Source organism: Verrucomicrobiota bacterium (genome assembly GCA_016871535.1).
In the GTDB taxonomy this organism is placed as follows: Bacteria; Verrucomicrobiota; Verrucomicrobiia; order Limisphaerales; family SIBE01; genus VHCZ01.
On sequence record VHCZ01000057.1, the window covers coordinates 17843 to 28768 of the forward strand.

Annotated in this window: 8 protein-coding genes; 4 read left to right on the plus strand and 4 right to left on the minus strand. The window is 60.1% G+C overall.

Annotated features, from left to right (window positions below; all coding sequences use genetic code 11):
- Positions 1 to 12 precede the first annotated feature (12 nt).
- Complete coding sequence (locus FJ398_10085; GenBank protein MBM3838297.1) at positions 13 to 2256, plus strand: hypothetical protein; 2244 nt, start codon at positions 13 to 15, stop codon at positions 2254 to 2256.
- A 19-nt stretch (positions 2257 to 2275) separates the two neighbouring features.
- Here the strand turns inward: FJ398_10085 and FJ398_10090 are convergent, their stop codons facing one another.
- The 4 genes from FJ398_10090 to FJ398_10105 form a co-directional block, all read right to left on the minus strand.
- Positions 2276 to 3613 (minus strand): hypothetical protein, encoded by a 1338-nt coding sequence (locus FJ398_10090; GenBank protein ID MBM3838298.1) that lies wholly within the window; start codon positions 3611 to 3613, stop codon positions 2276 to 2278.
- A 686-nt stretch (positions 3614 to 4299) separates the two neighbouring features.
- Positions 4300 to 4626 carry a DUF2200 domain-containing protein gene (locus tag FJ398_10095; GenBank protein ID MBM3838299.1) on the minus strand — a complete coding sequence of 109 codons (327 nt, stop codon included), beginning with the start codon at positions 4624 to 4626 and terminating at the stop codon, positions 4300 to 4302.
- A 473-nt stretch (positions 4627 to 5099) separates the two neighbouring features.
- On the minus strand, positions 5100 to 5513 hold the full coding sequence (locus FJ398_10100; protein MBM3838300.1) for a peptide chain release factor-like protein: 414 nt from the start codon (positions 5511 to 5513) through the stop codon (positions 5100 to 5102).
- 268 nt (positions 5514 to 5781) lie between these two features.
- A complete protein-coding gene (locus tag FJ398_10105; protein ID MBM3838301.1) occupies positions 5782 to 6693 on the minus strand; it encodes a hypothetical protein in 912 nt (303 codons plus the stop codon).
- Positions 6694 to 7181: 488 nt separating this feature from the next.
- Between FJ398_10105 and FJ398_10110 the strand changes: the two genes are divergently transcribed.
- The 3 genes from FJ398_10110 to FJ398_10120 all read left to right on the plus strand — a co-directional run bounded on the left by FJ398_10110 (position 7182) and on the right by FJ398_10120 (position 10325).
- Complete coding sequence (locus FJ398_10110) at positions 7182 to 8114, plus strand: esterase family protein (GenBank protein ID MBM3838302.1); 933 nt, start codon at positions 7182 to 7184, stop codon at positions 8112 to 8114.
- 224 nt (positions 8115 to 8338) lie between these two features.
- The gene (locus tag FJ398_10115; GenBank protein MBM3838303.1) at positions 8339 to 9211 is read left to right on the plus strand and encodes a sugar phosphate isomerase/epimerase; all 873 of its coding nucleotides are present in this window, start codon (positions 8339 to 8341) and stop codon (positions 9209 to 9211) included.
- Positions 9212 to 9296: 85 nt separating this feature from the next.
- On the plus strand, positions 9297 to 10325 hold the full coding sequence (locus FJ398_10120) for a Gfo/Idh/MocA family oxidoreductase (GenBank protein ID MBM3838304.1): 1029 nt from the start codon (positions 9297 to 9299) through the stop codon (positions 10323 to 10325).
- The last annotated feature ends 601 nt before the right edge of the window (positions 10326 to 10926 follow it).

Below are 10926 nucleotides of genomic sequence, written 5' to 3' on the forward strand. Positions count from 1 at the left end.
TGAATTAGGTGCATGAGTTCCCGACTTGCGCGATTGTTTCCTGCACTCACCCTTGTGGCCATTCTCGGTGTCATGCGGTATCCCTGCGCGGCTCAAGCTCAAGCGGAACGGCAGGCTGACTCAGACCGCGATCCATCCTTGCAAGTCGAGCGCGATTGGGTGGACGGCCGCTGGAACCGAACGGAAGTGGGCCAGTTCCTCGCATCCAACCTCGACGCGCAAGGGCACCGGATCACGAAAGCGCTTTCCATCAAGGTCGGCGACAACGACGAAGGCGCCGTTTGCTTTGACACGGGGCAATGCGCGTTTCGCGCGGGGTGGCTTGGAGGCTTTCTGCGGTTTTCTCCAGCTCGGTTCGGCTTCATTCAATCCCCGCGAATTGCCGGCGAACTGGCCTTTGCTGCGCGGGCGGAGGCGTCCTGGCAAAATGCACGCGCACGCTATACGGGCCTTCGCTTGCACGGCCGGCGTGTCGTGCTCGAATATACCGTCGATCGGGTCCGCGTCCTCGATTCGCCGTGGTTGGAAACGATCGAGGATTTGAAAATCTTCACGCGCACGCTCGAATTGGGACCGTGCGATCGCGAAATGAAGCTGGCCGTGGCCACAGGCGGCGAGACCTCGGTTCTTTCCTCGGACGAGCGAAGCAGCCGCGCGCTGTTCGGGACCGATAGCAGCGTCTCCCTCATCACGGTGCTCGGTCCCGGTGTTCAATTCAGAAAGGACCAAGGGCAACTCATCATCAGTTTCCCGGTCCGCTCGACGCCGCAACGCGCAAAAATCACGTTCTGGTCCGGCGCCAAATCGCGACTTGCCGCGTTCGACGCGTGGGCGAAAGCCGCCGACTCCGTCGAAGATCTTTCCGACTGGTTGAAACCAGGGCCTGCGCGCTGGTTGCCGGAATTGAAGACGGTGGGCCAGCGTGGACTCGACACCGATTTCCTGTCCGTGGACACGCTCACCGTGCCGTACGAGAATCCGTGGAGCGCGTTGATGTTCCTGGCGGGAGTGGGTTTCACCCCGGACGGCGCGGCTTATGTCTGCACGATCCACGGCGACGTCTGGCGCGTCACCGGGATTGACGGTTCGCTGCGCGAATTGCGCTGGAAGCGATTTGCCACGGGTCTGTTCCAGCCCCTGGGCCTCCAGGTTCGCGACGGCCAGATCTTCGTCCTGGGCCGCGATCAGATCACGCGCCTGCACGACTGGAACGGGGACGGCGAGGCGGATTTCTACGAGGACTTCTGCAACCTGATCGACACGGCGCCCGGCCACAATTACGTGACGTGCCTGGAAAAGGACAGCGCGGGCAATTTCTATTACGTCGATCCGCGCGGCGTGCATCGCGTGTCGGCGGATGGCCGGAGCAAAGAAACGCTCGCGGCCGGCTTTCGCAATCCGAACGGTCTGGGCGTCAGTCCCGACGGCACGGTGATCACGGTCGCGCCGCAGCAAGGCGAGTGGACGCCGTCCTCGGCGTTGTGCGAAATCAAGCCTGGTGGCTACTACGGTCACGGCGGACCCAGGACGACCGCGGAACGGCCGCTCGGCTACAATCCGCCGTTATGCTGGATTCCGCATCGCGTCGATAATTCGAGCGGAAGCCAGGTCTGGCTGCCGCCCGGCCAATGGGGACCCCTAGGCGGACAGATGCTCCACCTGCTCTGGGGCCGTTGCGGGCTGATGCTGGTGCTCCGCGACGTCGTGAACGGCGTGGCTCAAGGCGCGGTTGTTCCTTTGCCGGGCCGATTCCTCTCCGGTCCGCACCGCGGGACGTTCAATCCGCGCGACGGACACCTCTACATCGCGGGGAGCACCGGCTGGCAAACGAGCGCGGTAAAAGATGGCGCGTTGCACCGCGTCCGGTTCACGGGCAAGCCCGTGGCGCGGCCGACTTCCTGGCACGCGCATCAAAATGGCCTGACGCTCACGTTCGCCGGGCCGCTCGATCGCGCCGCAGCCGAGGACATCGGGAGCTATTCGATTCAGGAATGGAATTACCGCTACGCCGCGCAGTACGGGTCCAAGGATTGGTCGGTTGTGAATCCGGACAAAGAAGGCCGCGATGAAGTGGCCGTGAAGTCCGCGCGCTTGCTCGATGATGGCAAGACTGTCTTTCTGGAAATCCCCGCTTTGCGCCCCGTGATGCAGATGGAGGTCCAATACAACCTGAACGAAGCCGATGGCAGACCGCGGCGCGGGCAAGTCTGGCTAACGCTTCACCAACTCGACCGACCCCTGACCACCGGCCACTGATCACTGATACGCCCACTGATCACTGGTCACTGGATTTGGGGAGGGCGCCGGGAACGAGCGCTTCCGCAAGTTCGGCGAATTCCGTTTCCAGGACCGAAGCGCGTTTAGTGATTCGCGAACACAAGTCGTCCACGTAACGAGCGCGGTTTCTGGCAAAAGGAGCGACCAGGCGGTTGATTCGATCGGGAACCGGCGCAAAGCCAGGCGATTCGTCCTGCAATTCGCCGCCGATTCTGGCGCCGATTTCTCGCACGCGTCGGCAGAGCGTTTCGGGCAGGAAAACGTTCGTGAACAAAGTGTGCGCGCGTTCGAGATGCCGCCGGCGCCCTTCCGGCGTCGTGATGACCGCCCGAGCGACGATTCCCTGCATGGGCGGAACGATGGCCAGATCCAAAGTGCTCCGGTGTGTGCCCAGGACGCGATCCATGCCGTGCGGCATGAACACCATCTTGTCCGTGCTCGGATCGTGATAAACGCGATAGTTGTTCCGGTTCATCGAGTAGCTGTCGGAGTGGCACAGGATTGTCTCCATCGCCACCATGGAGAGAAACCGGTCCAGATCGAGCGCCGCTTCCAGCGCGCGGAGGCGTTCGTCCGGATCGGTGATCCGCGCCGCGGCCATGAGTTTGCGCAGGGCGGTGTGGTTCGTCGGGTTGGCGCCGGAGCTGACTTCGAGTCCGCCGTCAATGTCCGTCAACACGGGTTGATCGTAGAGGTTCCCGTCGGTGCGCTTGAAGTGGCGTTTGAGGAACTGCGGGCTGTAGCCCTCCACGAGCACATACAGACCCAACGGCCGGCCGTTCAGCGTGACGAACGCGTGATCGGATCGCGGCACGGGCACGCCCGCGGCCGCGAATAATTCGCGCGAGAATTTCTCGTGCAACAAGGTTGGATCTTGCGCCGAGTTGTTCAGGTAGATTTTGGTCAGCCCGTGAAACGCCTGATTCGACGCGAATTTGTTGAAGTTCAGAGTCAGCGACGGCATTGAATCGATCGGCCGAAAGCTGCTCGTGCCTTTCACCTGGACCGCGACGTTCGTGTAAATGCGATCCCCTTCGACGACCCTCGCCTTGACCTGAGGCCGGATTTGCGGATTGCGCCGGCGCTGGAAACCGGATTGGGAATTCCGCAACTGCTGCATGCCGTCTTCGGAAATCTCAATGGCAATGCGGATCGGACGGGCGCTCTGGAAAATGTGTTCGTCAGCCGCGTCCCCCGCGACGGCAACTGGCGCAGCGGCGTAGAGCAGCCCGGAACAAAGCGCCGCGGCCAGAACCGGTGACACCCTGGCTGAAAACATGGACACCATATACCCCCACCGCCTCCCGCCGTCCAGAGCGTGGAGCGCGGCATTCATGCCGCATCGCGTCGGCGACAGGATTTGAAGTTTCGTTTAACCACGGATTCACACGGATTCACACGGATAGGAAAGAATTGTTGATCCGCGTGTATCCGCGTTCATCCGTGGTTAAAAGAACCGAAGACATCTTACCGGATTTTCAACATCAAAATCTACTGACGCCGCCCGTGTGATGAGTGGCGATCTCATTTCGATTCCCGCTCATCGCAATGCCGGTCGATGAACTTCCCCAGTTCGCCCGGATCAACCAAACCCCACGTCAGCCCGCAATCCCGGCAGGCGTACGCGGTTTTGCCCAGCTCGATGCCATTCTTACTGTGCAAATCGCGGGATTGACGACTGATCGACCGGAGAACCGTAGCGCAGATTTTCAATCTGCTGTATCGCCGATTTCCAATCGGCAGGGCGCCGGCAAGTCCCAGCGGGCTCGGACTGGGAGACGCCCCGCAGAATACAATTCTGCGCTACGGCAGAGTGCAACTCTGGGCTACGAGCTTTGTCGTCCATCCCGCGGACAAGCAGTAAGCGTGAGACTCCAGAACCTCAAGGTTCCGGGCTTGAAGACCACGAAGCAATTTTCACCGAAGCCGGTCAATTCGCCCGCGACAATGCGCTCCCCGTTACATTTACTGCAGGACACCGTTCCACGGTTATTCGTCCAACGCGGACACGAAACTGTCCTGTCAGGCCCTCAAAATCTTTTCCATTGCCTTCCCCTTGGCCAATTCATCGACCAATTTATCCAGATAGCGCACCTCCCGCATCAAGGGCTCTTGAATGTCTTCGACACGGACGCCGCAAATGACGCCTTTGATCAACGTTCGGCAAGGATTCAGCTTCGGAGCCTCCTTGAAGAAGGTTTCAAAGTCTGTCTGCTTTTTTATTTGGCCCTCCAACTCTCGCTGACTGTAGCCTGTCAGCCAGCAAATGACGGCATCCACCTCCGACTTTCTGCGCCCCTTTTTCTCTGCCTTTGCGACATAGAGCGGATAGACGCTTGCGAACTTCATCTTGGAAACGCGATCAATGGTTGCCTGGTTTGTTTTCATGCGAATCAGAAGGGCGATACGGATGAGCCATGACGAGGAGCGCGCCAGCGGCGTCCGACTGGAACCGTAACGTGATCGCGCTCCTCATGATTGGCTCGCTCCGCTGGTTCGGCTCTTTCATCGCGGTGATTGTCGTAGGGAAACACAGAAGTTTAGCTTTTCAGTGCCGGAAGACAAGTGTCGCAAATAACGCGGCGCGCGCTAACTGACCAAGCTGCATCTTTCCGAAGTCATGGGGAGCACACGCGCCCTCGCGTGTTCCCGTCGGCGCCTCGCCGACGGGAAACATCGCCTGACCGCATCGCAGAGCGTGGTAAGCGACGCGTGCGGAGTTGCGGCGAGGCGCCGCAATAGGCACGCGAGGCGCGTGCGCTCCCCAGAACAGCGCATGAATTATTCGGACTGACGCTGCAACGCGGTGACGCTGCAAACGCCTACTCAAAACCAACCCGCCGTCGGTATTCCTTCTTAGATGCGCGATGCGATTTGTCCTGGAGCATGCGGCGCTTCGCCGCCGCGCTGGGCGGGCGGTTTCGCCGGCGGGTTTTCTCGACCTCGGAACGCCGGGCATTGGCCTCGGCTCTGCGTTGGGATTCGATCTTGTCCAGCAACAGTCGGCGGGCGAGCAGGCGGTTTTGTCCTTGATGACGCGTGGTCTGGCATTTCACCTGAACGCCGCTCGGACGATGGGTCAACACCACGCAGGTCGAAGTTTTGTTGACGTTCTGGCCGCCATGCCCGCCGGAGCGCACGAAGCTCTCCTCAATGTCGGATTCCCGGATGCCCAGAGCGGACATGCGCCGCGCGAGGTCTGTGTCCGGTCTGTGATCGGCAGATAAAGGGTTCATCGGACAATTGCCAAGCCGTGGCTATTCAGTTTCGATGGGGAGCGCACGCGCCTCGCGTGCGGTGGTCGGCGCCCTCGCCGACCACAAGGGTTCCGTCGAACATCGCCATCATGTGACCTTCTGGGGCTTTCTTCCGGCCGGCGAGGCGCCGGTCGGAACACGCGAGGGCGCGTGTGCTCCCCAGTCCCGTTGCACGCGGAGACTTGGGGCGAGGACGCCCCCTGAGCTCGCAGGCGAGACGCCTGCGCGACGTCGAAAGGGCAGTTCATCACTTCGACGTCTTTTTCGGGCGAATGTCCCACGCGGTGAGCCATTGCTCCGCCGATTTGTTGAAGCCCTGTTTCAGGAGGCGTTTCTCGAAATCCGGCATGTGCCCGGCCCCGTAGAAGATGGCCAGGTTGCGTTTGCCTTGGTCGATCTGTTCGGCCAGCACTTTCATTGCGACTTCGTTTCGCCCGCTCAACAGCACCGAGCCTTCGCCGTCGTTTCCCCGGTCAAGTCCGGAGAAAACGGATTCGATGTTTTCCAATTGCTGGGCGAAGAGGAATTTCAGCTTGTAAGCGCTGTCCTTGCTCATGAGAGCGAACAAGAGCTGCAATCCGTCCGGAGAGTTGGGCGAATTGGCGATGCGACTCTGCTCCTCGATCACAGCGCGGATCATCAATCCCAGGATGCTCTCGCCTTTGGCTTCCTGCTGCCGGAGAAACGTGGCCACGTCCATGTCCGCGTGAACGAAGTTGGTGGGCGAATAATCGATGGCGTCCAACTGGAACTCCAGCGCGAGCAGATTCTTGATGCCGGTTTGGAGCGCGCTGACCGGACTCATTTGACGCTCGCTCACCTTTTCCATGTCTTTGGGTTTCACCATTTCGTAAAGCACCGCATCGAAGGTTTTGAAGCGCGCTTGCAGCTTTTGATAATAGTCCGCATCGGCGACGTGGACCGCGGCGACCAATGTCACGGTGACGCCATCCTGACGGCGGTACGTTTTGATCGCCGTATCGACATTTCCCTCGCCGGCGTTGGTGGGAACGAACCGCATGAACGGCGATGGCTTGTGTTTCGTCGCCGCGCCTTCCGCTGCCGCGGCGTGGGGTTGGCAAAGCGTCCAGGCCAGGAAGGCGAGGAATGGTAGAGCGGCGGGCGTGTTCCAGTTCCGGCGGTTGGTTCGTGCGACCATGCAACGGAGATTAGACGCAAATCGGGCGAATCTCAAGCGGTCGGAAACTTGGGGATCTAGGGTGCATTTCTTTTCGACACGAGTTCCACGAATTTCCACGAATTTCCGGTCGACCACAGACTTCGCGATAATTCACGTAATTCGCGTCTCCCCTCCGTTAACAACGGTGGGGCAACGCTCCTGCGGAGCCTTTCTTCGATGGCATTAGCTCGGCGGGAGCCTCGCCCCACCTTCAACTGAGAGCATACCAGAGCATACCACCTGCGCATGCTTTTTCCTTGCCGCAACTGTCCGGAGAAACTTACCTTCTGCCGCGTCCTTGAGCCCCGGTTCCCGCTAATCTATTACTCATGAAAGCCATTCTCCTCCTCACGATTTTGGCGACCTCACTCGACGGCTTCGCGCAAACCCAAACTCAGCCCGCGACTCAGGCTAACCCGCCTCCCGCCGCCCAGGGCCGCGGACGCGGCGCAGGTCGCGATCCCAAGATGGACGTCTTCTACAAGCTCGGCCCCGACTCGATGCCACAGGAAGGCGTGCCCAAAGGCCGCTTCGACGGGCCGAAGACCTTGCCGAGCGAAGTATTCCCCGGCACACAGCACACGTATTGGGTGTATGTCCCGGCGCAATACGACCCGGCGCAGCCGGCCGCGCTGATGATCTTCAACGACGGCCAGGCATTCAAACACGAGCCGGGCGATGTCCAGGCGCACCACGTCCTGGACAACTTGATTTATCGCCGTGAGATCCCGGTGATGCTCGGCGTGTTCATCAATCCGGGCCGTCGTCCGGATCAGCCCGAACCGACGCCGCAGAATTGGGGCGACCGCGATACGAATCGTCCGGAGGAATACAACGCGCTCAATGACAAATATCCGCGAGTGATCGTCGATGAACTGCTGCCGGCCCTCTACAAGGACTACAACATTTCGCGCGACCCGGAGTTGCACGGCATTGGCGGCGCGAGTTCGGGTGGGATTGCCGCTTTTACGGTCGCGTGGCATCGGCCGGAGCACTTCCGCAAGGTGTTTACCTTTGTCGGAAGCTTTGTGAACCTCGGCAATCGCGGCGGGCATACTTACCCGGACCTCGTTCTGCAAAACGAAAAGAAGCCGATCCGAATTTTCCTTCAGGACGGTCGCAATGACAATCGCTTGCCCGGTCGCGGCGGGAATGATCCGAACAGCAGCGACTGGTTTTATCAGAACGTCAGGTTGGTCGATGCGCTCAAAAAGAAAGGCTACGACGTGAATTACACGTGGGGCATCGGCAATCACGGCCAGAAGCAAGGCGGCGCGATTTTCCCGGACATCATGCGCTGGCTCTGGCGTGATGCTCAGAAGGTATCGACGGATCGCAGCGACACAGTCGAGCGCGCGTTCCGCGCCCCGGCGACACCCCCCGATTCCGCCGGGAAGTAAAGCGAGCTTTGGCATTCCGCAGGGCCGATGTAATGAGAACACGTTGGAGGCGGCTCGCTGGGGACAGCCTCGCCCCACTGCCATTGAATTAAGCCCGTGGAGTTCTCCTGCTCCTAATCTTAATCCTAATCCTAATCGTTCAGAGACAGGCGCTTTTCGAGTAAGAGTCAGATCAGGATTATGATTAAGAATCACGCTAAGGTCGGAGAATTGCCGCTCTGCGCTTGCCTCGCCCGCGAGTGGCGGTCATTCTTCATAAGATGAACGCCGCGATTTTAGACCGCCTCGCCGTCTGTAGCTGGTCGCTTCAACCGCAGACTCCCAAGCAACTGATCGATCAATTGAATGAAATCGGTTTGCGCCGGATCCAGTGCGCGCTCGATCCGATTCGCGAGCACCCGGGCGTGTGGGGGCAGTTCTCGGAGGAGTGCGCGCGCAGCGGCGTGGCGCTCGCTTCCGGGATGCTCGGCTGCGTCGGCGAGGATTACTCCACGATGGAATCGATCAAGCGCACCGGCGGGATCGTCCCGGATTCCACCTGGGACGAAAACTGGAAGAACATTCAGGCCACCGCCGAACTGGCCCAGCGCATGCGCCTGAAGCTGGTCACTTTTCACGCCGGATTCCTCCCGCACGAGGAGAAAGATCCCGCGTTCTCGAAGCTGTTGCACCGGATGAGAATGGTTGCGGACATTTTCGCGGCGCGCGGAATTGACCTCGCGTTGGAGACAGGGCAAGAAACCGCCGCGACCTTGCACGGCTTTCTCATGAAGCTGGGCCGGGCAAACGTCGGCGTGAATTTTGACCCCGCGAACATGATTCTGTACGAGAAAGGCGACCCCATCGACGCGCTGCGCACGCTGGGATCGTGGCTCAAGCAGTGCCACATCAAGGACGCGAAGAAGACCCGAGTCTCAGGCCAGTGGGGCGACGAAGTCGTGGTGGGCACGGGCGAAGTCCATTGGCCTGACTTCTTCAAAACTCTCGCTGAGTTGCGCTTCAATGGAAACCTCTGCATCGAACGGGAAGCCGGGAACCAACGCGTGCCAGACATCCGGGTCGCGAAGCAATTCATCGAAAAGTTATATCCGAAATGAACCCCTCACCCTTTCCCTCTCCCATCCGATGGGGAGAGGGTGGCCGAAGGCCGGTGAGGGGTCTTGACCAAATTCTCAGTTCTCCATGATCAACGTTGGCATCGTCGGCCTGGGTTTCATGGCCGCAACTCACATCAAGGCCTATCGGCAAATCCCGGGCGTCCGCGTCGCGGCCATCTGCAATCCAAGCGGGCGCCGCCTGGACGGCGATCTATCGGACGTCACGGGCAACATCGCCGGCGCGGATGCGATCAAGCTCGATATGACCGAGGTGAAGGCGTATCGGAACTTCGCGGATTTGCTCGCGGACTGTTCCATCGACTTGATCGACGTTTGCTCTCATACCCAAGCTCACCCTTCCTACGCGATCGAGGCGCTTCAGGCCGGCAAACACGTCCTCTGCGAAAAGCCGCTGGCCCGGACCTCGGAGCTCGCTCGGGAAATCGCCGCCGCCGCCGCGCGCGCCAAGGGAATCTTCATGCCCGCGATGTGCCTCCGTTTCTGGCCGGAGTGGAAATGGTTGAAAGCGGCCATCGAGACCCGGCAATTTGGCGGCACTCTGGGCGCTCGGTTTCGACGCGTGGCCGAACCTCCAGGCTGGGGACAACAACATTTTTTCGACGGCAAGCAATCGGGCGGGGCGCTGCTGGATCTCCACATTCACGATGTGGATTTCGTGCAGTTTTGCTTTGGCCGCCCACGCAGCGTCTTTGCCACGGGTTTCACAAAGTTCAGCGGGGCGATCGATCACGTGGTCGCCCAGTACGAAGTCAAATCCGGCGCGTGCGTCCATGCCGAAGGCAGTTGGGCCATGACGCCCGGCTTCGGCTTCAACATGAGCTACACCGCCAACTTCGAGAACGCCACAGCGGATTATGACTTCAGCCGCGGCCAGGACGCGCTCAAGCTGTTTGAAAAGAGCCAGGCGCCCCGGACGATCAAGTGCGAAGAACCCGACGGTTTCGTCGGCGAACTGACTCATTTGCTCGACGCCATCCGCAGCGGCACACCCCCGACCGTGGTGACGGCCCGAGACGGAGTCAGCGCCGTCGAAATCTGCGAGGCGGAGGAGAAGTCGATCCAGGTGAAACAGCCCGTCTCGCTGAGCGCCTGATGCCCGTTAGGATCATCCCCAGACCAGGACGCGGGGCTGGATTGGCCGATTTCACTCAGGTGAACGATCCGCGTGATGCGGGCCTGGTTGAGTTCGATCCACTGGCCGATGATCCGATGGCAAGCGGAGAAGCCCTCCCAGCGTCTTGCACACGCAGACCGCGCGGTCGCGAGCGCCTGATTTTTTGCAGTAACTCCAGATTGTCGAAGTCATCCATGAGCGGGATCGACCGGCCGCACTCGAACATTACGAGTCAGAAGGAAACAGAACAAGCATTGCGCCAAAGTCCCAACACGAGCATCGTGCATTTTATCGCGCCCCCCCCGGTCCATTCAAAGCGGGGCGAAGGATAGAACCTGCAAAGAGTGTCCTCACAGTCAAGGTGGAGCGAGGCTCCTGCCGAGCCAAGGCCATCGAAGAAAAGCTCCGCAGGAGCGTCGCTCCACCGTCGTTAAACACAACGTCACAAGTAATTGCCTATGTTAAGCGATCCCGCAGAGGCGAGACAAGGTGGTGTTCGGACGGGACCATGCACGAAGGCACGGAGTAATTGCGGTGATGACGTCGTTCAATTCGGCAAAGTATTGGTTGTGAAGACAGC

Bases quoted from the DNA above. Each gene is read 5' to 3' on its own strand.
- FJ398_10085 (MBM3838297.1), top strand. From the start codon at position 13: ATGAGTTCCCGACTTGCGCGATTGTTTCCTGCACTCACCCTTGTGGCC.
- FJ398_10105 (MBM3838301.1), bottom strand. From the start codon at position 6,693: ATGGTCGCACGAACCAACCGCCGGAACTGGAACACGCCCGCCGCTCTA.
- FJ398_10095 (MBM3838299.1), bottom strand. From the start codon at position 4,626: ATGAAGTTCGCAAGCGTCTATCCGCTCTATGTCGCAAAGGCAGAGAAA.
- FJ398_10100 (MBM3838300.1), bottom strand. From the start codon at position 5,513: ATGAACCCTTTATCTGCCGATCACAGACCGGACACAGACCTCGCGCGG.
- FJ398_10110 (MBM3838302.1), top strand. From the start codon at position 7,182: ATGGACGTCTTCTACAAGCTCGGCCCCGACTCGATGCCACAGGAAGGC.
- FJ398_10090 (MBM3838298.1), bottom strand. From the start codon at position 3,613: ATGAATGCCGCGCTCCACGCTCTGGACGGCGGGAGGCGGTGGGGGTAT.
- FJ398_10120 (MBM3838304.1), top strand. From the start codon at position 9,297: ATGATCAACGTTGGCATCGTCGGCCTGGGTTTCATGGCCGCAACTCAC.